Genomic DNA, 22,223 nt, shown 5'->3' with positions numbered 1-22,223 from the left:
TGGAATGATGGTGTTCCGTTTCGGATTGCTATTGTTCTGCTCCCTGCCAATGCTCTATATATACGGAGCTGCAGAGGGGATTGACGGGTGCGCTTGAGCCATTTGGCGTATCGCGAGGTAAGCAAGGGGGATTGCGTGAGAACAGACATGCTCCAGGAGTTCATCGTCTGGGCGGAGAGCAAGACGATCGAGGCGGCGGCGAAGGAGATGCACATCTCCCAATCCACGTTGAGCAAGCATCTCATTGCACTTGAGGCTGAACTGGGGATAAGCCTGATCAATCGGCACGACAAGGGCCGCCTGACGCCTGCGGGCGTGCGCTTCTACAACGGCATCGTCGACGTGATGGAACGGCTTAACAAGACCGTTGAGGAAAGTCGTCAGATTGCGGAGAAGACCGACTACGAGATCATTGTTTGGGACCCCTTCATCTTTTCGGGCGCTATGCGCGAGCTTGAGCGCATCATGCATGCGTTTTCGAAGGAGTGCTCGGTTCCCTTCCATTTCACTTTGAGAAACGAGGCGTATAAGACTCCCGGTGAGTCGCTCTCTGAAGGCTTGGTCGATGTCGCCATCGGCTATCATCCAGTCGGACTGGAAGGCGAGGCGCCTCAGGGAACTACCGAGTTCAGCCTGATGGAGGAGCCGCTTGTACTGTGGTGCAAGAAGGAGCATCCGCTTGCGCGGAAGGAGCAGCTGCTCCCCGAAGACCTCAAAGGCGTGCCCATCATGTGCAGCATGGAGCTTGCCCATCCCCTGGCACCTGCGATAACGAAGATGTGCGCGCAAAGGGGGTTCAAGCCGCGGTTCTATCGCTTCAACCCCACGTCGCAAGCGTCGTTTTTCTTCGATGCGCCGGCGGAATGCGTCTATGTCTTCACGCCGGAACTGCGCAATGACGAGCGCATCCGTTTGCGCGATGACATGGTGCTGCGCCATTTCGACGACAAGACGTTTGCTGTTCGTTGTTGCGTGGCGGTTCGCAACGTTGAGACCAACGAGGCGCTCTCCCAGTTCCGCGCGTTCCTTGCCGACGATGAGAACCGCTAAGGACCTGCTAGGGTTCGCTGTATTCGGCCCAGCAATCTAAGGCGTCGGCTCTGAGCCCGACGGTCGGCGAGGGCGGCGGTGCACGACCCCGGCCTCAACCGAGAGGAAACGGAATGGGCGCTTGACGAGGGTTCATTCCGTTTCGTCATTAATCCCGCCTGAAGAATAATCAAAACGACGTCAAGTGGCGTCGTTTTTTCTTTCGAGGGCGCATTTTCATCGCTTAGCCCATGACGTCGCCGCTTCCCATAATGGCATCTGCAGAAACCACTCCAAGACGAAGAGAGAGGGGAATGGAATGCAGATTCCAGAAGGGGAATATCGAGTCGGCACTGATGACGACTACTACGTTCGCACGAATGTGTGGTCGGCACCTGGCTGCCATGGTGCAGCGTGCGGTGCTATCCTCCACATCAAGGACGGCAAGTTCGTCGACATCGAAGGCGACGAGAGCAATCCCATCACGCAGGGGCGTTTGTGCATCAAATGCCTGAACATGACTGAGTTCGAGTATCATCCCGAGCGCATCATCTACCCGATGAAGCGCGACCCGAAGGATCGCGGCAAGAACGCGTGGGAGCGCATCACCTGGGATGAGGCGTACGACCTCATTGAGGAGAACTACAACAAGGTCGTCGAGAAGACGGGAACGCCGAACGCCGTCCTGACCCTTGGTGGCACCGGCCGCGAGGCAACGATGTTCTACCCGGTCATCTCGTTCGCCGACTTCCGCTCGGCTAACGTCGCGGCGCCGATTTCCGGCGACTCCTGCTACGGCCCTCGCTGCATGATGGCGGCGAACATCTTCGGCTCTGGCTATCCCGAGGTCGACAGCGGCATGTTCTTCGACGACAAGTACAACGATCCGCGCTTCGAGCGCCCCGAGTACATGATCGTTTGGGGTTCGAACCCGCTCGTCTCCAATCCGGCGGGCTATTTCGGCCACCAGATCATCGACATGATGAAGATGGGCACGAAGCTCATCGTCGTCGACCCCCAGATCACCTGGATGGGCTCTCGCGCCGAGCATGTGCTGCAGCTTCGCCCGGGCACTGACGCGGCGCTCGCTATCGGCATGCTGAAGGTCATCGTCGATGAGGACATCTACGACAAGGAATTCGTCGGGAAGTGGGTGTACGGCTTCGATTGGCTCGTCGAGCGAATCAACCAGTACTCCTACGAGGAGATCGAGAAGCTGACGCAGGTTCCGACCGAGCAGATGCGCACGGTCGCCCGTGCATACGCCACCGCCGACGGCACCGGCCGCAACTGCTCCATCTTCATGGGCGTTGCCATGGAGATGCAGACCGACGCGCTTTCCGACATCCAGGCTGTTTTGAGCCTCATCGCCATCACGGGCAACGTCGACGTTCCCGGCGGCAACGTGCTCGGCCCCAAGGCGTCCTTCACGGGTGCGTGGCGCTACGAGCAGATCAAGTGGGTTGCGGAAAAGGAGAAGCAGAGCCGTATCGGCAACGACCGCGAGCCGATCGAGCGCAACGCGCTTTCCAACGTCCAGTCCGATGCCATCTTGCCCGAGCTCGAGCTCCCCGATGATCAGCGTACGGTGCGCATGATCTGGTTCAACAGCTGCAACGCTCTCGTGTGCATGCCCGCAGAGCCGCAGCGCTGGATCAACGCCTGCCAGAAGATGGACTTCAACGTGGTGCAGGACCTCTTCATGACGCCGACGGCGATGGCCCTGTGCGACCTGTTCCTCCCCGTTTCCACGTTCGTCGAGCATGACGGCGTCGTCCAGATCCACTACGGCCGCCACACCCCTTACCTCGGCGCCGAGGTGAAGGCTATCGACTACGGTGAGACCAAGTCCGACCTGGAGGTCACCTTTGAGCTCGGCAAGCGTCTGAACCCCGAAGCTTGGGCCGAGTACGAAACGATCGAAGACTTCATGGACAACCAGATCGAGCCGACGGGTATGACGTTCGACGAGTTGCGTCACAAGGGCATCCTCTCCTTCAACGGTTGGAACTACCGTAAGTACGAAACCGGCGAGCTGCGCAGCGATGGCCAGCCCGGCTTCAACACCGTCACCGGCATGATCGAGCTGTACTCTCTGCAGCTCGAGTCCTGGGGCGAGGAACCGCTGCCGATGATCGAGCCCGTTCCCTTCAGCAAGGAATCCAACCCCGAGATGGCCGAGAAGTACCCGATCATCCTCACGACCGGCGGTCGTAAGTGGACGCAGTTCCACTCCGAATGGCGCCAGGTCAAGGGCATGCGTGAGATCGATCCGTGGCCGGTGCTGACCGTGAACCCCGAGACCGCCAAGGAATACGGCATCTCCGAGGGCGACTGGGCCGAGGTGTTCAACGACACCGGCAAGGCACGTCTCAAGGTGAAGGTTTCCCCGGTTATTAAGCCTGGCATGGTGCACGCGACGCATGCATGGTGGTTCCCCGAGCAGGACGGCGAGGCTCCGAACTACTTTGGCGCGTTCAAGTCGAACATCAACACGCTGCTTCCCAACGACAGCTGCGGGCGCATGTACAAGGGCAGCCCCTACAAGTCGAACATGTGCAATATCCGCCGCGTCACCGGCCTGGACGACTAGTCGGTAGCCGAGAAAAGAGAGGAGAAGAAAATGAGCAAGAAGGCACTTCTTATCAACTACAAGTACTGCTCCGGCTGCCACAGCTGCGAAATCGCTTGCCGCAACCACCTTCAGTGCGGCTTGGGCAAGTGGGGCATCAAGCTGACCGAGATCCAGCCGTTTGAGGCCCATCCCGGCGACTGGAACTGGGACTATGTTCCCGTTCCCACGAAGCTCTGCGATCAGTGCGCCGAGCGCGTCGAGGCAGGGGAGAAGCCGGCGTGCGTCAAGCACTGCCAGTCGTTCTGCATGGAGTACGGCACGCCTGAGGAAATGGCGAAGCGAGCCGAGGAGCTCGGCGACAAGACCGCCATCTTCATGATCTAAAGACATTGCTCGTGTGGCGCGGGCGGGTGCTTCGTCCGCTCGCGCCTCGTCACTGAGGTTGCGCCCCATTCGAGACGCGTGGGGCGCAACCGATTCATTACCGCGCTAGTGCTGTGAAAGAGGGGGACGGCATGGCTAAGAGGCAACGTGGATGGACTACGCTCACCGATATCGAAGAGTTCAAGACGATAACGTGGAGCTTTCTTAAGAACATTACCATGACCTGGGAATATGACGGCATGGCTTACCTGTTTCGAGAGGCTCGTATTCCCATCTACGGTATCGACCGCGGAACCATGAAGATGAACCACCCCATCATGGCAATGGGGATTCCCATGCAGAGGGACAAGAACTACGGCGTGGACATCTACGTTCCCGCCAAACTCAAGAAAAAGGCCGCTTCTCTGTTAGCGGATGAGGCTCGTGTTCGCGAATGCGCCGAGCTCGAAATCGTTGCTGGGGAAGAGAATGCGCGCGCTTTCAACGAGGAAGCTCTTGCCAACAAGAAGAGGAATTCCCGGCGGAAAGCTGAGCATAGGAAGGGTCTACTCAAGGCTCTTCTGTGCAGATAAAGGAGCGGGATTAAGAAGATCCCAAAAGAAAAAGGGGTGACTATGCTTCAAACCGAGCAAGATTTGCAAGCGAAATCAGGAGGTTTGCACTACGCATTCGTGATTTGCCTGGGCGGCTTCTTGCTGTCAGGTATCGTTTTGGCGGCGCAACGCCTACCGTCCATCGCACTCGATTCCGTGCGACAGACGCTGGGCGTCGGCTACGCCGAAGTTGGTCTGATTACCTCGGTGTTCATGATTTTCTACGCTGGCCTGTCGCTGGTATGGGGTATGTTGGGCGATAAGATCGGCACGCGCTGGGCGATGACCTTGGCGTGCGCCCTGTCCTCTGTCGGCACGATTCTCTTCGGCCTGTTCGGCGGCACGAGCCTTGCTGCCGCAATCGTCACGTGGTCCATCTGCGGCATCGGCTGCGCTGGCCTTCTGATGGCGATTCTCCCGAAGATCATCTCTCGCTGGTTTGCGCCGAACAAGCGCGGCTTCGGCATGTCGCTGTGCACGCCTGGTGCGAACTTTGCAGCGCTCATCCTCGGCGTTGTCGCGCCGCTCGTCATTAACGGCCTCGGCTGGAACATGGCTTATGTGGCGTTCGGCATTTACTTCGCCCTTATCACCGTGTTCGTCGCTTTGACGTTCCGCGAGGGTCCCGAGGAGAAGGGCCTTGCTCCCTACGGCGCTCCGAAGGGCACCCAGGCTGCTCCTGCTCCGAAGCTTGAGGAGAAGGCTGTGGCTTCCGGGAAGAAGGTCTCCCCGCTGCGTCAAGTTGCGAGAATGGGCATCACCTGGCACTTCGGTCTGTTCTACGCGGTGTACCAGCTGGGCTACATGGCCGCAACGCAGTACTACGTCGTGTCGATGACCGGCAACGGCTTCGACTTGGCAACCGCTGCGTTCTCCCTCACCATCGGCGGTGTGCTCACGATTATCACTGAGCTTGTCGTAGGCAGCCTGTCCGACCGCTATGAGCGCAAGAACATCATCGGCATCATGGTGGCCTGCACGGGCGTCCTTTCTGCAGGATACGCGATCTACCTGCTGAACACCCCGGCTCCGGATATGATTCCGTGCTACTTCTTCATTGCTCTCATCAGCGCATCCACCGGCGTCATCACGGTTATCATGTCGGGCGCTGGCGAGTACTACAACGATGAGTGCCGCGCAACGGGTACCGGCATGATCGGCACCATCAACATCGTCGGCCGCTACCTCGGTCCGTGGGTTGCCGGCATCGTGATCGACGCGACTGGCCAGACCGCCTACGCGTTCGTCATCGTTGCCGTCGCCATGATTGTGTCCTGCTTCATCGCCTTCGCGATGCCGCGTGCGGCAACTGTTCAGGCGAAGTGGGCTGCGAACAACTAGCAAGTCTCTTCCGCTCGATTGCGGTTCGGCCACTCTCCACAGGTCGGGCCGCAATCCTTTCGCGGGGGCTTGGCGCAATCTTCGAATGAGCGCAAGGCCCTCGCACTCCCTCCATATAAAACGTGTGCCGCGAATGCGAGTTTGGACGGTGCGCGCCGCAACCGTATCCCCACGATTCGGGAAAAGAGTTTTGCCGTGACGTGTTTTCCCTGCATCAAGTGCAACAAATGTCGGAAATTGATTCCGAAAATCGACATCGTCTGCTCGCAATGCGGTGCCGACATGCCACCTGGCGTTCCTTCTTGCTCGAAGTGCGGTTGCACCAAGAGAAAGTTTATCAAGGGTTCTGTCCCGAATCCCGATTGGCAGGGCACGGCAGAATTCAGGGAGCCGTCGAGCTCCGATTCCTCACAATGATCCTCGCTGCAATCTGAGATGCGGTGGATCTATCCCCTTATGGCCCGGATGCGCCCTCAAGCATCCGGGCTCTTTTTCGCTTGGGGGACTAGATTGTGTCCGCTATAGGGCAACCTATCGCGCCCGACGTGCCTTTTTCGGTAAATGTACTAGAATATGCCCCATGCAAAAGCCTTGGTCCGACATACGCGAATCCATCACGACGCCCCTTATGGGCTTTGCGATCGTCGTGCTGTTCCTCGTGTGCCTCCTTCTTGCGATGGTGGTTCTGGTCAGCATCGTCCGCGTGCTGATGGGGTAGTGGTATGTGGCAGAGGTTCTCGCTTTACGACCTGCGCGTTATCGGACATTACCTCGGTACGCTCACCCAGCTCTTCGCGGCGCTTATGGCGGTGCCGTTCTTAACGGCGCTCGTGTTCCAGGAATGGGAACCCGCTGCGCGCTATTTGCTGGGTATCGGCATCGCGCTCGTCGTCGGCACGCTGCTACAGTTTTTGCGTATCGAGCCCGGTCGTTTAGGTCGTCGTCAGGCGCTTGCGGTCACGGGCTTCGCGTGGGTTGTGCTCGCCTTCTTCGCCTCGGTCCCGCTCTTTCTGTCCGGGCACTACGCCACGTATATGGATGCGCTTTTCGACGGCGTGTCGGGCCTCACCACGACGGGCGCCACCGTTGCGCTCGACATCGACCACTTCTCCAACGCGGACAACATGTTCCGCTTCATGATGCACCTGGTCGGCGGCTTGGGCCTCATCGTTGTGGCGCTCTCGCTCGGCATCTTCGGCAAACGCTCGGGCTCGTCGCTCTACACCGCCGAGGGTCGAAGCGAGCATGTGGTTCCCAATGTCGTCCAGACGACGCAGCTCATTTTGCGCATCTCGCTCGTCATCATTTTCGGCGCTGCGGTGGTGCTCACTGTAATGTGTATGTCGATCGGCATGGAGCCCGTGCGCGCTGCGCTGCAGTCGCTTTGGCTGGCCATTACCGCATTCAACACCGGCGGCTTCGCGCCGATGGCCGAAAGCGTTTCCTACTACAATTCGATTCCCATCGAGATGTTCCTCATGTTGCTCATGATCTTGGGCTCGGTGAGCTTCGTCATTCACGCCGAGGTGTGGAAGGGCCGCCTGCAGTCGTTTTTCGGCGACATCGAGATTCGCACGATGATCATCTGGCTGCTGGTGATGACGGTCGTCGTTGCGGCGTCTCTCTCGGCAAGCGCGCTGTTCTCCGACCTGCCTGCGATGATTCGCCGCGGCCTGTTCATGGTGGTATCGGCGTTCTCGACCACCGGCCTCCAAAACGTTACGACCAACCAGTTCACGACGGTGTTCTCGTCGGGTGCATTCCTCGCGCTCGCGCTGATTATGGCCGTTGGCGGCTCGGCGGGGTCGACCGCTGGCGGCGTGAAGCTCTACCGCGTGGGCATCATCTTCAAATCGATCGTCTCCACGGTGAAAGAGGCGGTGTCACCCTCGTCTGCTCGCGTTGTCGTTTCCTATAACCATCTGGGACGACGCGTTCTCTCCTCCGAAGCTGTGAAGGAGGCGATGACCGTGTTTGTGCTCTTCGTGATCACCTATTCGGTCGGCGCGCTTGTGGGCATCGCGCACGGATACGAGGCGTCGCAGGCCATCATGGAGTCGGTCGCCATGACGTCGAACGGCGGTGTCATCACCGGCATCGTGACGCCCGGCATGTCTCCTTCCCTCGAGACGTTCTACATCTTCCAGATGTGGGCGGGCCGCTTGGAGTTCGTCACGCTGCTCGCTGTTTTGGCCGAGATTGTCGCGTCGCTGGTCTCCCGAAAGAGGGTGCGGCGTCAATGATTAGGCACGATATGACAACCTGGGCTTCGCTTTCCCGCCGCACCCTTTTGGCTGTGCTTGCGGCAGTGTTTTGCCTGTTCGCGTGCTTGCCCGCAGCCGCCTTCGCGAACGACGGCGATGACGAGGACGACTCCAACTTGGTGAATCCCCAGCAGCGACCCGACTCTTCGTTCATCTACGATTCGTCCATCGTCGATTTGTCGAACGCCGATTCCTACTATGACAAGCAGACCGTGCAGATCACTGGCGAGGCGGTGGGCGACATCATCGACGCGCGCGACGGTATGGTATGGGTTACGCTTGCCGAGGCCTCGAGCTCGAGCAACGCATCGGTTGCGGTGTTGATGACGCGCGAGTCCGCGTCGCACATCGACACGCTCGGCCGCTATGGGACAACGGGGACAATGCTGCAGGTCCGCGGCGTGTTCCATCTTGCTTGCCCCGAGGACGAGGGGCTGAGTGATGTGCATGCGACGAGCGTCGCCGTGGCTGCGAAGGGCTCGCATCATGCCGATGAGTTCCGTCCCGAGGCGTTCGCGTTCGGCGCCGTGCTCACTGTGATTGGGTTTGCGCTCATGGGATTGTTCCGCTATCTGCGGGAACGCCAGCGTTAGGGGGAGTTGTTGGAGGATACGGTTGCCATCGGGTGCGTCGTCAAGCTCGATCGTGGGTTTCCCCTGGTGCGCCTTTCGGACGGAGTTGAGCTGCGCTGCAAGCATGCGACGGCGCTCGTGAAGGGCGAGCGCGTTCGCGCGGTGATCGGCGACAGGGTGCGCGTTTCGCTTGCTGTGAGCAACGACAAGGCGCTTATCGTCGAGGTGCTTCCCCGTTCCCGCGAGCTCGTGCGAAAGGACCCCACCGAGCGAGCCGTTCCCCAGGTTCTCGCCGCCAACTTCGATCGCGTTATCGTGACGCAGCCTTCGACCGAAGTGAATATGCGCAGGTTGGAGCGCGAATTGGTGCTCGCCCACGAAACGGGTGCCGCCGTGTCCGTCGTGCTCACCAAGGCCGATCTTGCCGAGAGCGAGGATGCGGTCGAGCGCGTTCGCGAGCGCGTATTGGCGCTCGTTGGCGCGGACGTGGAGACGCTCGTCGTGTCGGAAGCGATGCCTGAAAGTGTCGAGGCCGTGCGCGAGCTTGTGCCCGAAGGAACGACGGCGGTGCTCATCGGGCGAAGTGGCGTGGGCAAGTCGAGCTTGGTCAACCTGCTTGTTGGGCGTGATGTGCAGGAGACGGGTTCGGTGCGCGAGGCCGATGGCGCGGGCCGCCATACCACGGTGAGCCGCGAGATGGTGGCTATTCCCCATGGCGGTTATGTGGTCGATATGCCAGGTGTGCGCGGTTTGGGCCTCTGGGATGCCGATGCGGGCATCGGCGTGGCTTTCGCCGACGTGGAAGAGCTTGCCGAGCAGTGCCGCTTCCGCGACTGCAAGCACGACAACGAGCCCGGTTGCGCCGTGCGCGCCGCCGTCGAGCGCGGCGATCTCGCGCGGGAGCGCTTCGAGTCCTATGTTTCCCTGAAGCGCGAGACTGAGGTCGTTCGCGAGCGTCGCGAGCAGGCGCGATGGATGCAGCGCGAGCAGGCGCCGGCGGGTCCGCGCGGTTCCCGCCATTCGGGCAAGGCCGCCTCGCACGGTACGGCGGGTACGGGCGGCAGCGCGGGCGGACGCAAGACGTCGGCGGCCTCGTCGAAGATGCGCCGCAGCAAGTCGGGCCGCGGCAGTGGCGGCTCAAGCTGGAGGAAATACGGCCAATAGCGTGCGCTTTTGCCCGCGTGACCCGTCCTGGGGCGCACGCAGCTCCTCGCGACCCCGCAAGCGGGCACCCGGGCCGCCTGCAACCCCTCCCCAGACCCCGCGTGACCCGTCTCGGGGCGCACGCAGCTCCTCGCGACCCCGCCAGGTGAGGAGTAACCTCAGTTCGTGGTCAAAAGAGCGAGTTATGCGCTGTAAATTTCCTCGATTCTCTGGTGAATCGGCAAGGCATCGCACAGCCATCGATCGGAACGCTCGCGTTTGCCCAGGTCACGACTTTCCCGAAGCAACCGCCTGCTCTCGACAACCGCACACAACTCGTCCAATTGACCACCAACTCGCCCTACTGCTCTGTAAAGGCTGTCGCATGCTTGCGTAAGGCGCGCGTAAGCTCCCGTCATGCTTGCGTCATGGCTTGCGATTGTGCCCCTATCGAGCGGATTTGCTCCCTACTATCGTCTTCAGCAAGAAAAGGCATGACTAACTCGACGCCTACCCTTGCCGAAATCGAAATCTCGAAGGGAGAATATCATTATGCAGGGCAACCTCATGAGCCGCCGTAACTTCGTTGGAGCCGCCGCGGCTACTGCCGCAACGGTCGCCGCCTTCAGCCTCGCCGGCTGCGGTTCGAACGGCTCGAGCGACGCGAAGTCCGACGCGAAGGAAGACAAGGCCGAGACGAAGGCGCTCTCCGGCACCATCACGGCTGTCGGTTCCACGGCGCTTCAGCCCCTCTGCGAAGCTGCTGCCGAGCAGTTCATGGAGAAGAACTCCGGCGTTCAGATCACCGTTCAGGGTGGCGGCTCCGGCCAGGGCATCACGCAAATCACCCAGGGCGCGGTGCAGATCGGCAACTCCGACGTGTTCGCCGAGGCGAAGGTGAAGGACACCGCCGACCTGAAGAAGATCACCGACAACAAGGTCTGCATCGTCGGCATGGGCCCGATCGTCAACAAGGACGTCACCGTCGACGACCTGACGATCGACCAGCTGAAGTCCATCTTCACCGGTGAAGTCACCAACTGGAAGGAAGTTGGCGGCGCCGATGCGGCCATCACGGTCATCAACCGCGCATCCGGTTCCGGCACCCGCGCGACCTTCGAGGCCGCCGTGCTCGGCGATACCAAGGTGCCCGACACCTTCAAGCCCCAGGAGCAGGATTCTTCGGGCACCGCTGCGAAGATGGTTGCTTCCACCCCGGGCGCCATCTCCTACCTGGCGTTCTCCTACTACGACGACACCGTGAAGGCCTTGAAGGTCGGCGGCGTCGAGCCGAAGGAGGCAAACGTCGAGGACAACTCCTGGACCATCTGGGCTTACGAGCACATGTACACCGCCGCCGATCCCGATGAGGCCACCAAGGCGTTCATCGAGTACATGATGAGCGACGATGTCCAGGGCGAGCTCGTCGAGGCACAGGGTTACATCCCCGTCTCCGGCATGAAGGTCGAGAAGGACGCTTCCGGCAAGGTCACCAAGAAATAACTCGAAAGGAGACGCGGCTTTATGGCTCAATTGCCAAAGCATCGCGTCGAGCTTGTCGGCAAGGGCGTCACGGGTGCGTGCATCGCGCTCGTGGCGCTTCTTGTTGTTACGCTCGTTGCAATGGTCGCGCAGCGCGGTATCGCGACATTTGCCGTTGATGGAATCGACCTGGGCGCATTCCTCACCGGCACCACATGGAACCCCCATCAAGACGACGTGAACGGCATGCCCACGGTGGGTGCGCTGCCCATGATTTCCGGCTCGTTTGCGGTCACGCTGCTCTCAACGCTGTTCGCCCTGCCGATTGCCATCGGCTCGGCTATTTTCGTTGTGGAAATCGCTCCCGGTTTCGGGCGACGTGTGTTCCAGCCGCTCATCGAGCTTTTGGTGGGAATTCCGTCGGTCGTCTACGGTCTTATCGGCCTGACCGTCGTGGTGGCATGGACGCGCGATATGGCGGCCGCGGCTGGCCAAACCATCACCGGCTTCGGCATCTTCTCGAGCGCGATCGTGCTCGCCGTGATGATCCTCCCCACGATCACGAGCCTCTCGATCGATGCGCTTGCTGCAGTGCCCGGGCAATATCGCGAAGGTTCCTACGCGCTTGGTTGCACGCGCTGGCAGACGGTGTGGAACGTCGTTTTGCGCTCGGCGGCCCCGTCGCTTATGACGGCGGTTATCTTAGGAATGACGCGCGCGTTCGGCGAGGCGCTTGCCGTGCAGATGGTCATCGGCAACGCTATCCAGATGCCGACGAGCCTGTTCACGCCCGCATCGACGCTAACTTCGGTGCTCACCATGGGCATGGGCAACGAGGCTATGGGCACCGTCTACAACGATGTGCTCTGGTCGCTCGCGCTGCTGCTGTTGCTTATGTCGCTCGTGTTCATCCTGGTCATCCACCTGATCGGGCACAAGGGAGGGACGAAACGTGGCTAAGTTCGACATGGCGGCGCATGTACGCCGCATCAACACGCAGGACAAGGTCGCCACGGGAATCCTTACGGCCATCGTGGGGCTTGTGCTGCTCATCTTGGCCGCTATCGTGATTTATATCCTGGTGGCGGGCGCGGGCAAGCTCTTCGACGTGAGCTTCCTCACCTCCAAGCCGCAGCAGTTCAAAGCGGGCGGCGGCATCGGGCCCGAGCTGTTCAACTCGTTCTACCTGCTATTCCTGACGCTCGTCATCAGCGTGCCGCTCTCGCTTGGCGCCGCAATCTACCTGTCGCAGTATGCGCCGGAGAACTGGGTGACCAACGTGGCGAAGACGATCATCGAGACGCTCTCGTCGCTGCCGTCGATCGTCGTCGGCCTGTTCGGCTTCCTGTTCTTCGTGCTGACCATGGGCTGGGGATTCTCGGTCATCGCCGGCGCGGTGGCGCTCACGATGTTCAACATCCCGATTCTTGTCCGCACGTGCCAGCAGGCGCTCGAAGACGTGCCGCGCTCGCAGCGCGACGCGGGTCTTGCCATGGGGCTCACCCGTTGGGAAACCACGATCCACGTGCTGCTTCCCGCCGCGATGCCCGCCATCGTCACCGGCATCGTGCTTTCGGCGGGCCGCGTGTTCGGCGAGGCTGCGGCGCTCATCTTCACCGCTGGCCAAAGTGCCCCGGTGCTCGACTTCACGTGCTTCGACCTCACGAGCCCGTCGTGCCCGTGGAACATTTTCCGTCCTGCTGAGACGCTTGCGGTCCACATTTGGAAAATCAATTCCGAAGGCGTGGTGCCCGACCTCGAGGCTATCTCGAACGGTACCGCCGCCGTGCTCATGGTGTGCATCCTGGCGTTCAACCTGATTGCCCGTTTCGTGGGCAAGTTCCTGGAAAGGAGGCTGACAAGCGAATGATGACGCAAGAGAAATCCCTCGCTGAGAAGGAGAATCGCGTGCCGGCCGTTGCGACGGGTGCGGAGGCTGCCGCGCAGGAAGGCGCCGAGCCGCTTTTGCGCACGCATGACGTCACGGTGACCTACGACACCTTCGAGGCGCTGCACGAAACGTCGCTCACCTTCGAAAAAGGGCAGGTCACTGCGCTTATCGGCCCTTCCGGTTGCGGTAAGTCGACCTTCCTGCGCTGCTTGAACCTCATGAATCGCGAGATTCCCAAATGCAAGATCGGCGGCCAGATCAACTACCATGGCCACGACATCAACACGCGTGCGGAAAACCTCTTCGAGCTGCGAAAATCCATCGGCATGGTGTTCCAACAGCCGACGCCTTTCCGCAAGTCGATTCGCGACAACATCCTGTTCGCCCCGAAGCGCCATGGCCTCGTGAAGGGCAAAGACGAGTGCGACGCGCTTGTGGAGGAGGCGTTGCGCGCAGGTGCGCTGTGGGACGAGGTGAAGGACAAGCTCGATCAGAGCGCGCATGCCCTCTCCGGCGGCCAGCAGCAGCGCCTGTGCATCGCGCGTACGCTCGCCATGCATCCTGACGTGGTCCTTTTCGACGAGCCGTGTTCGGCGCTCGACCCGATTTCGACGTTCTCGGTCGAAGAGACCATCCGCGACATCGCGCAAACCGGCATTTGCGCCATCATCGTCACGCACAACATGGAGCAGGCGACGCGCGTTTCGGACCGCACGGCATTCTTCTACGTGGGCGATATGGTCGAGACGGGCTCGACCAAGCAGATCTTTTCGGCGCCGAAAGACCAGCGTTTGCAGGACTATCTCACCGGAAGGTTTGGCTAATGAACATGGTGGAACGAAAGACTACGGAAAAGGGCAGGTCGCTGTCTGACTCGCAGGCGAGCATGCTCTCGGTTGCCGAGGGTGAATCGGTCATCTCGATTCGCAATTTCAACCTGTGGTACGGCGACTTCCAGGCACTGAAGAACATCTCGCTCGAGATTCCCAAGAACAAGGCGACCGCGTTCATCGGCCCTTCGGGTTGTGGCAAGTCGACGCTTTTGCGTACGTTCAACCGCATGTGCGATTTCGTGCCGACGGTTCGCACCGAGGGAACCATCGAGGTTGCGGGCCGCGACATCTTCGCGACCGAGCCCAACGAGCTTCGCGTCATGGTGGGCATGGTGTTCCAGCACCCCAACCCCTTTCCCATGAGCATTCGCGACAACATCCTGTATGGGCCGCGCCGCATGCGCAAGATCTCGAAGGCGGAAGGCGACGAGATCGTGGAGCGGTGCCTGCGCGACGCGGGCCTTTGGGAAGAGGCGAAAGACAAGCTTGATCAAAACGGTCTGGGCATTTCCGGCGGTCAGCAGCAGCGTCTGTGCATTGCGCGCGCTCTTGCCGTGGAGCCGCAGGTGCTGCTCATGGACGAGCCCACAAGTGCGCTCGACCCGATTTCGACGTCGCTTATCGAGGAGCTCATGGTGGAATTGTCGCGCGAACGCACCGTTGTCGTCGTCACGCACAACATGCAGCAGGCGACGCGCGTTGCCGACAAGACGGCATTCTTCTACCTGGGCGAGCTCATCGAAGAAGGCCCGACCAAGCAGATTTTCTCGCAGCCGCGTGAGCAGCGCACGAAAGATTACCTAACAGGAAGGTTCAGCTAATGGTAGTTGCACGTTCGAAATACTTGAAGCAGCTCGACGATCTGGCTGCCGCGATGGAAGACCTGGGACAGAAAACGGTCGCCGATGTGACGGCAGCCGGACTCGCGCTCGCGAAGGGTGACGTCGAGGCGGCCGAGGAGGTCATTTCGGGCGAGATGCGCATGCGCCTTCTCCGCGCGACGATCGAGGACACGTGTCTCGATATCATGCTCATGCAGCAGCCGCTTGTCGCCGACGATCTGCGTTTTGTCTCCGGGTCGTTTCGCCTGGTGAGCGACTTGGCGCACATCGATTCCAAGTCGCGCGACGTGGCGTTTCTGGCAACCCAGATTCCCCATGAGGCCGCATGCGCGATCGAGAACGAGATTGCGACGGCGTCGGGCAAGGTCGCCTACATGGTGAAGACGGCGCTCGAGAGCTTCGCGAATGCCGATCGCGATCGTGCCGAGGAAGTGTTTGCGGCTGACGACGAGGTCGACGCTCTCTACGCGAAGGCGGAGCAGGCAATCGTCGAGCTTATCCGCAAGGGCGACACCGACGCGACGCATCTGCCCGAGCTTTTGATGGTCGCGAAGTACTTCGAGCGGATGGGCGACGACGCCGAGCGCATCGCGAAGTGGACGATCTTCCGCATCACCGGCACGCACGATTTAAAGGTTGCCGGCGAGCCCGCCGAATAGCGTTTCGTCCCCTGTCCCGCTTTCGGGCCCGCACGACCGCCACGTCGTCATGCGGGCCCGATTGTTTTTCTGGGGGAAGTGAGACTAATCACCCGATCCCTCTCTCACGGGGCGCGTCTCGCGAGGGGCGAGTCGCCCGACCTCTGTCTCACTTGTGCGCTTACCCCGCTCGCGCCCCGTTGATCGCGTTTGCCGCGCTGCCCTTCGTCCTTCGCGCGCCGCCTTGTTGTTCCGCTATCCTGCCGCTTTGCCCCCGAACCCTCGTCCCTGTGAGATAATCTATCGGATAAGGTTTTTCAGCGAGGAAAGGGGGCAAGTTATGGTGTACTGCGTGGAAGATGACGCGAGCATTCGCGAGCTGGCGCTTTACGCCCTCACGCAGGCGGGGATCGAAGCCGAGGGCATGGCGAACGACGTGGAGTTCCGAGCGGCTTGCGCACGGCGGATCCCCGATGTGGTCATGCTCGACATCATGCTGCCCGGCGCCGATGGCCTGGAAATCCTACATCGCATTCGCAATACGCCGGGCCTTTCTCGCGTTCCTGTGATCATGGTAACCGCGAAAAGCACCGAGCTCGACATCGTGACTGCGCTCGACGGCGGCGCCGATGAGTATCTCACCAAGCCTTACGGCATGATGGAGATGGTCTCTCGCGTGCGCGCCCTGCTGCGTCGCGCTCCCGATTGGGGCAACGTTGCTCCCCAGGGGGCGGGCGACGAGATCACGATCGGTCCGCTTACCATCTCCGAAATGCGCCACGAGGCGTTTTGCAGCGGCGAGGCGCTTTCCCTCACGTCGCGCGAGTTCGATCTGCTCTTGCATTTCATGGAAAACCCCGGCGTTGCCCTTTCGCGCGATGCTTTGCTGCAGCATGTCTGGGGTTGGGACTTTGCGGGCGGCAGCCGAACGGTCGACATGCACGTGCTTACGCTGCGTCAGAAATTAGGCGAACACGCCAGCCTCATCGAGACCGTGCGCGGAGTGGGGTATCGCCTGGTCGCGCAGTAGTTGGTTTGCGGGTGCGCTCCGCTGGGCGGGCTCTCGGGCACTCGGTCCGCTTCCGGGCGCGCGCGTCGGGTCGGCGTCCTGACGCGCGCCCCCAGACGGGTCATTTTCCGCATTCGATGGAACGTCGAGCGTGCTTTCGCGAAGGGAAGCTCATAGCGATATAATGAGTCGGTTCATAGTGGCTAACTGATGGGCGGTGAGGGGCCAACCCTCTCGCTTGCGATGGCGAAATCTGCCGTTGTGTTCACCTGTTGTTGCTGTGAACTGGCCAAACGGGGCCGACCAATCGAACTCTAAAGGAAGCATATGAACCCGGTTGTCATCATCCCTACCTTTGTTTCAGCGCGCTCGCGACGCGAGGGCGGCTCCATCATCACCACCTATGACCATCCGACGCCCATGTCGCAAGATGGCGAGCTGCCGCGCTGCCTCGAATCGCTTACCAAGGTGCAGGGCATCGGGCAGATCATCGTGCTCGTTGCGGCGGAGCCTTCCATCGCGCACAAGGCTGCGCAGAAGACACAGGCCATCGCCGCGCGTTTCCCCGAGCTGCACATCGCGGTTATCGGCGCTGCGGAAGCGGGTCTGGTGCAACAACGCATGGAACAGCTCGGTCTGGGGAAATTGACGCGTGAAGTCGGCTTATCGGGTTATGGCGCCGTTCGCAACCTGGGGCTTGTCGTGGCATGCGCGCTCGGGTTCGACTCGGTGGTGTTCCTCGACGACGACGAAGTGGTTGTCGACGCCGATTTCCTCAAGCGCGCGGTGTACGGTTTGGGTAAGCTCACGCGCAAGGGCATTCCCATCCTTGCGAAGACGGGCTTCTATTACAATTCTGAAGGCTCCTACCTATCAAAGAGCCAGAACAAGTGGTACAACCGCTTCTGGCAGCAGGGGAGCGCATTCAATAAATGGATCGAGCAGGCCATGCACGCGCCGCGCCTTTCGCGTTCGAACCACGTGTGCGGCGGGTGTCTCGCACTTCACAAGGAAGCGTTCAAGCGCCTGTCGTTCGACCCGTGGATTCCGCGCGGCGAGGACCTGGACTACATGCTCAACCTGCGTATGTACGGATCGGACATCTGGTTCGACAACAAATGGAGCCTCCATCACCTTCCGCCCGAGTCGGCGAGCGAGGGCACGCGTTTCCGTCAGGACATCTATCGTTGGCTCTACGAGTATCGCAAGATGGAGTACAGCCGAACCCAGATTGACCTCATGCAGGTGAAACCTTCGTCCCTCGAACCGTACCCCGGGCCGTTCTTGGAACCGAGCATCGTGCGGCGCATCCGCATCACCGCGTTTCTGCGCAGCCTCGCTCGTCCCGATAAGCGGGCGTATCGCAAGGCGGCGAAGGCGGCGCGCACCGAGGCGGCGCAATATGCCCAGCGTAACTGCATGAAGTACTTCGAGTTCCAGTTCGTGTGGTCGGAGCTCATGTCGCGCATCGAGGGCGACCAAATCCTGAGCACGGCGATCGTCCGCAGCGCGGTGTCTCGCGCGGAGAATGTGGCGAGCGCGAACGGCCGCGTCGTCGAGCGCGACCCCCGCATCGGGGATGACCAGGCGACGAACGCCCCTGTGACGGATGCCTCTGCGTCGGGCATTCCGGAGCAGGTTGCGGCTCAGTACTCAAACATCGATCCGGGTATGACGAGCGAGATTCGCCTGAACCTCGCCGATTAATTGCTTATTTGTACGTTCGCGCCCATTTTGGGGTTCGATGTACGCTGCAGCGATACACTGCTGGAGAACACATGAGGAACGGCGTCTTGTTGGGGGCGCCTGAGATGTGGGGCCATCAGCATGGTGTCGCAGTAGAAAGATTTGACAGTGGCAATTCTCATTCACTTTGTCGTTCCCGCCCTGGTAGGCGTCGTTATCGGCATTGCCTCGGGGCTGCTCGGCATCGGGGGTGGCACGGTTATGGTGCCGATTTTCCGTCTTGCGTTCGGAATGAGCGCTACCATGAGCACGGCGACCTCGCTGTTCGCCATCATTCCGACTTCCATCTCTGGCGCGATCTCGCATCTCAAGGGCAAGACCTGCATCCCTGCACTCGGCCTCGCGGCGGGTCTTGGCGGTGCGTGCATGTCGCCTGTGGGAGTGTGGCTCGCGCAGCTTTCTCCCGACTGGCTCGTGATGCTCGCCGCAGCGCTCATCATCGGCTACTCGGCCATCAACATGTTCAAGAAGGCTTTCAGGGTTCCGCGGGCTGGCCAGCCCGCGGAAGGGGCCGACGCTGCGGCCGCGGCGGGCACGCCATATTGCGGCTCCAAGCACTCCTCGCGTGCCGAAGCACGCGTCGCCTCCGCGACCGTCCGAATCTCGGGCACTGGGGAAACCCTCGCGGACTCTTCGGCGACCAGCGGCTCTGCGAATGCCGCGGCGGCTTCCTTGGGCGAATCGGCGTCACCGGCAGCGGCCGTTTCAGCTTCCGCCTCTGATGACGCCCCGCTTTCCCGCAAGCAGCTCCTGCAAGGTGCGCTGATCGGCTTGGTCGCGGGCTTGGCCTCGGGCTATGTCGGCGTCGGCGGCGGATTCATCATGGTGCCGCTCATGCTCTCGATTATCGGCATCTCGATGCGCAAGGCGTCGGGTACCTCGCTTATCGCGGTCATGATTCTGGCCATCCCTGGTGTGATTGAGCAGGGGATTCTCGGCAATATCAACTACCTTGCCGGTATCGCGATCGTCATCGGCACCATCCCCGGCGCTGTCATCGGCGCGAAGCTCGTGACGAAGGTTCCCGAGCGTACGCTGCGCCTGTTGTTCGGGTGTTTTCTTATTGTAGCGGCGGTCATGCTCGTGCTGAATGAGGTCGGTGTTCTCGGGTAATCGTCTATACTTATCGCAAACTGGCGATAAGGGAACGAGAATATGGGCGAAACGGACAAGCGGGATAGCGGAATAGCGAATTCAATCGATGGGAGCGCGCAGGGGGCCATCACTCCGAAGAAGGGCGTTGCCCGCGTGTTCACGGTCGAGATGCTACTTACGATTATTGCGGTGCTGTCGGCCGTGACGCTTCTTTGGACGGCGCTCGCTCCCTCCCACAGCATCCCCATCATGATTACGGCGGGCGTCATGTTCACCCTTTCAATCGTGCTGGTGATTCGCCTTTCGATGGACCCGGATTCGGTACGTGCGCGCCAGTCGGACGCCATGCTGCGCCTCGCGAGCAAAACGCTCGAGAAGATGCAGGACGGCTTGAACCGCGAATCTGCGCAGGAAATCTGCCAGCTGCTCCTTCCTTCGACCGCCGCCATCGCGGTGGCCATCACCGACAAGGAGCAGATCCTCGGTTACGCCGGCTATCTGGAGGCCGAGAACCCTGCGGGTGGGCACATTCGCACGCATGCCACCCAGGCCACGCTTGACGACGGCAACATGCGCGTGCTGTTCACCAGCATCGACATCGGCTTTCCCGAAAATGCCACGACGATCAAGGCGGCCATTGTTGTCCCGCTTTTGGTACGCGGCGACGTGGTGGGCACGCTGAAGTTCTACTATCGGTCTGCCAAGCGCATCAGCGAGACACAGAAGTCGATCGCCGAAGGATTCGGCACGCTGCTGTCCACCCAGATGGCCGCAGCGCAGCTCGAGGAGCAAGCGCGCCTCGCCACGAGCATGGAGCTCAAGGCGCTTCAAAACCAGATTAACCCGCACTTCCTGTTCAACACAATCAACACGATTGCCTCGCTCATCAGGACCAACCCTAACGAGGCCCGCGTGCTTTTGCGCGAGTTCGCGGTGTTCTATCGCCGCACGCTGGAAAATTCCGACAGCCTTATCTACCTTTCGCGCGAGGTTGAGCAGACGCAGCGCTACTTCTCCTTCGAGGTGGCACGCTTCGGCGTCGAGCGCGTGGAGCTCAACGTCGATTTGGCGCCCGAGTGCGAGAACATGATGGTCCCTTCGTTCCTCATTCAGCCGCTGGTGGAAAACGCCGTGCAGCACGCCATGCCGTCCGAGGGCAAGCTCACCATCACCGTGACTGGCGAGGTCGAAGGCGACGACGTGTACCTGCGCGTGATCGATGACGGCACGGGCATGACCGAGGAAGCGCGCCAAGGCATCATGCATCCTAAGGAAACTAAGGGAATCGGCATTGCGGTGAAGAACGTGCACGACCGCATCGTCGGGTTCTTCGGGTCGAACTCCTATATGGACGTGCAAAGCGAGCTTGGCGCCGGTACTACGGTGACGCTGTTCCTGGAAGGGTGTGCAGCGCAGACGAAGTCCCAGATCGCTGCGAGCGATGCGGACGCTTTGCACCGATAGGGGAAGAAGATGGATCCCGAAGAGCAGACATCCGACCTCTACGACATCATCCAAAGCGTCGTTCACGTTGAGTGGCTCTCCACCGCGCTGACGGTGGCGATTGCGCTCGCTTTCACGGCGCTTGTTGCTCGCGCTGTGACGAAAGTGCTGCGCCGCGTGCTCTCGCATGACAACTCGCCGCTGCCCTCGTCGAGCATCTTCATCAACATCGCCCGCATTGCCGTGTGGGCGATTGGTATCAGCGTGGTGCTATCGAGCTGCTTTGGGATCGACGTTTCCGCGGCGATCACCGCGCTCGGCATCGGCGGTATCGCCATCTCGCTCGGCTTTCAGGATACGCTGTCGAACCTGATCGGCGGCGTGCAGGTGAGCATCACGGGACTCGTGGAGCCAGGCGACTACATCGAGGTCGGCGGGCAGCGCGGCATCGTGCGCGACGTGACCTGGCGCCACACCTCGCTCGAGACGCTTTCGGGCGAGCGCGTGGTGGTGCCGAACTCGGTGATCAACAAGTCGTCGCTAACGCATTTGCCGCCGCTTACGAAGGTTGTGGTGCCCCTGCTTGTCACCACGGGCGGTGCGGACTTGGACGCCGTCGCCGCAAAGATTGCCAAAGCTGCAGGTCAAGCGGCGCAAAAGGTGGGCGGCGGCGTCTCGCGCGAGCCGCAGGTGCTCTTCACGGAGGCCATGGAATACGGTTACCGCGCGAGCCTCATCGTGTGGGTCGAGGATGGCGAAAAGCACTCGGCGGTGAAGGACGCCGTCGTGCGCGCCGTCGCGCCTTACACCATGGCGTAAGGCGGGGGACTGCGGTTCCCCTTGCGCGACGCCCGCTCGCTGGTCTGCCCTCCTGCCCACCCGCAGCCCCGGCGAGACGGGGCCGGGTGATTTCTCTCACGTTCTGCCGCCTCGCGCGGACGCTGCCAGTCCCCTTGCCAATCGCCCGCCGCCAACCTGCCCGCCCCATCGCGAGACAAGGGTTGGGGATGAGACGGTCTGAGACGGGGCCGGGTGATTTCTCTCACGTTCTGCCGCCAGCCCGCCAGCCTTCTTCCGCGAAAAACCTCCTCTCGTGGACAAAATTCGTCGATATGTGAGTCTGAGAAGGGCAATGCGGGCGGCCGTCTTCATGAGGCATCACGTTTTCCCAGGTCAATTGATTCGAAGTAAAGTTCCCTAAAACTAACTCCTCACATATCGCCATTTTTTGTCCACGGCGGGCCGTTTTTGAGAAAGAAGGCCCGCTGGCGGGTAGCGTCCCGAATGTTGGTGTATCAACCCGTTTTCGGAGGGCGGGCGAAGCCCGCCCGAGGAAAACGGCC

20 protein-coding genes are annotated in these 22,223 nt (G+C 60.9%); all 20 read left to right on the top strand.

From position 1 onward, the window contains the following. Positions 1–135 precede the first annotated feature (135 nt). The 20 genes from Q0G85_RS03315 to Q0G85_RS03220 all read left to right on the top strand — a co-directional run bounded on the left by Q0G85_RS03315 (position 136) and on the right by Q0G85_RS03220 (position 21,699). The gene (locus tag Q0G85_RS03315) at positions 136–1,050 is read left to right on the top strand and encodes a LysR family transcriptional regulator (RefSeq protein WP_297154689.1); all 915 of its coding nucleotides are present in this window, start codon (positions 136–138) and stop codon (positions 1,048–1,050) included. A 298-nt stretch (positions 1,051–1,348) separates the two neighbouring features. Continuing rightward, on the top strand, positions 1,349–3,622 hold the full coding sequence (locus Q0G85_RS03310) for a molybdopterin-dependent oxidoreductase (RefSeq protein ID WP_297154687.1): 2,274 nt from the start codon (positions 1,349–1,351) through the stop codon (positions 3,620–3,622). Between the two features lie 30 nt (positions 3,623–3,652). Next, the gene (locus Q0G85_RS03305; RefSeq protein ID WP_158049152.1) at positions 3,653–3,988 is read left to right on the top strand and encodes a 4Fe-4S dicluster domain-containing protein; all 336 of its coding nucleotides are present in this window, start codon (positions 3,653–3,655) and stop codon (positions 3,986–3,988) included. A gap of 131 nt (positions 3,989–4,119) precedes the next feature. Beyond that, positions 4,120–4,560: a hypothetical protein gene (locus tag Q0G85_RS03300; protein WP_297154684.1), complete on the top strand. Its 441-nt coding sequence runs from the start codon at positions 4,120–4,122 to the stop codon at positions 4,558–4,560. Positions 4,561–4,602: 42 nt separating this feature from the next. Further along, a complete protein-coding gene (locus Q0G85_RS03295) occupies positions 4,603–5,922 on the top strand; it encodes a nitrate/nitrite transporter (RefSeq protein WP_297154682.1) in 1,320 nt (439 codons plus the stop codon). Between the two features lie 580 nt (positions 5,923–6,502). Beyond that, a complete protein-coding gene (locus tag Q0G85_RS03290) occupies positions 6,503–6,640 on the top strand; it encodes a hypothetical protein (protein WP_297154680.1) in 138 nt (45 codons plus the stop codon). Positions 6,641–6,644: 4 nt separating this feature from the next. Beyond that, complete coding sequence (locus Q0G85_RS03285) at positions 6,645–8,165, top strand: TrkH family potassium uptake protein (RefSeq protein ID WP_297154678.1); 1,521 nt, start codon at positions 6,645–6,647, stop codon at positions 8,163–8,165. Then, entirely contained in the window at positions 8,162–8,779 is a 618-nt protein-coding gene (locus Q0G85_RS03280) for a hydrolase (RefSeq protein WP_297154676.1), read from the top strand. The genes Q0G85_RS03285 and Q0G85_RS03280 overlap by 4 nt, the downstream gene beginning before the upstream one ends. Positions 8,780–8,788: 9 nt before the next feature. Beyond that, positions 8,789–9,922 carry a ribosome small subunit-dependent GTPase A gene (rsgA, locus tag Q0G85_RS03275; RefSeq protein ID WP_297154674.1) on the top strand — a complete coding sequence of 378 codons (1,134 nt, stop codon included), beginning with the start codon at positions 8,789–8,791 and terminating at the stop codon, positions 9,920–9,922. 531 nt (positions 9,923–10,453) lie between these two features. After that, positions 10,454–11,404, top strand: a complete 951-nt coding sequence (locus Q0G85_RS03270; protein ID WP_297154672.1) for a phosphate ABC transporter substrate-binding protein — start codon at positions 10,454–10,456, stop codon at positions 11,402–11,404. 21 nt (positions 11,405–11,425) lie between these two features. Further along, entirely contained in the window at positions 11,426–12,343 is a 918-nt protein-coding gene (gene pstC, locus Q0G85_RS03265; RefSeq protein ID WP_297154670.1) for a phosphate ABC transporter permease subunit PstC, read from the top strand. Beyond that, complete coding sequence (pstA, locus tag Q0G85_RS03260; RefSeq protein WP_297154668.1) at positions 12,336–13,253, top strand: phosphate ABC transporter permease PstA; 918 nt, start codon at positions 12,336–12,338, stop codon at positions 13,251–13,253. Before pstC ends, pstA begins: the two co-directional genes overlap by 8 nt. Then, positions 13,250–14,098 (top strand): phosphate ABC transporter ATP-binding protein PstB, encoded by an 849-nt coding sequence (gene pstB, locus Q0G85_RS03255; protein ID WP_297154666.1) that lies wholly within the window; start codon positions 13,250–13,252, stop codon positions 14,096–14,098. Before pstA ends, pstB (Q0G85_RS03255) begins: the two co-directional genes overlap by 4 nt. A gap of 62 nt (positions 14,099–14,160) precedes the next feature. After that, positions 14,161–14,928 (top strand): phosphate ABC transporter ATP-binding protein PstB, encoded by a 768-nt coding sequence (gene pstB, locus Q0G85_RS03250; protein WP_367116860.1) that lies wholly within the window; start codon positions 14,161–14,163, stop codon positions 14,926–14,928. Then, positions 14,928–15,608, top strand: a complete 681-nt coding sequence (gene phoU, locus Q0G85_RS03245; protein ID WP_297154662.1) for a phosphate signaling complex protein PhoU — start codon at positions 14,928–14,930, stop codon at positions 15,606–15,608. Before pstB (Q0G85_RS03250) ends, phoU begins: the two co-directional genes overlap by 1 nt. 319 nt (positions 15,609–15,927) lie before the next feature. Continuing rightward, complete coding sequence (locus tag Q0G85_RS03240) at positions 15,928–16,617, top strand: response regulator transcription factor (protein WP_297154660.1); 690 nt, start codon at positions 15,928–15,930, stop codon at positions 16,615–16,617. A 306-nt stretch (positions 16,618–16,923) separates the two neighbouring features. Further along, on the top strand, positions 16,924–18,303 hold the full coding sequence (locus Q0G85_RS03235; protein WP_297154658.1) for a glycosyltransferase family 2 protein: 1,380 nt from the start codon (positions 16,924–16,926) through the stop codon (positions 18,301–18,303). Between the two features lie 147 nt (positions 18,304–18,450). Then, on the top strand, positions 18,451–19,455 hold the full coding sequence (locus tag Q0G85_RS03230) for a sulfite exporter TauE/SafE family protein (RefSeq protein ID WP_297154656.1): 1,005 nt from the start codon (positions 18,451–18,453) through the stop codon (positions 19,453–19,455). Positions 19,456–19,605: 150 nt separating this feature from the next. Then, on the top strand, positions 19,606–20,901 hold the full coding sequence (locus Q0G85_RS03225; RefSeq protein WP_297154746.1) for a sensor histidine kinase: 1,296 nt from the start codon (positions 19,606–19,608) through the stop codon (positions 20,899–20,901). A gap of 9 nt (positions 20,902–20,910) precedes the next feature. Next, entirely contained in the window at positions 20,911–21,699 is a 789-nt protein-coding gene (locus Q0G85_RS03220) for a mechanosensitive ion channel family protein (RefSeq protein ID WP_297154654.1), read from the top strand. Positions 21,700–22,223: the final 524 nt, after the last annotated feature.

It is taken from the genome of uncultured Ellagibacter sp., assembly GCF_934617235.1.
GTDB lineage: Bacteria > Actinomycetota > Coriobacteriia > Coriobacteriales > Eggerthellaceae > Ellagibacter.
This window is presented reverse-complemented; position numbering and strand designations above follow the sequence as displayed.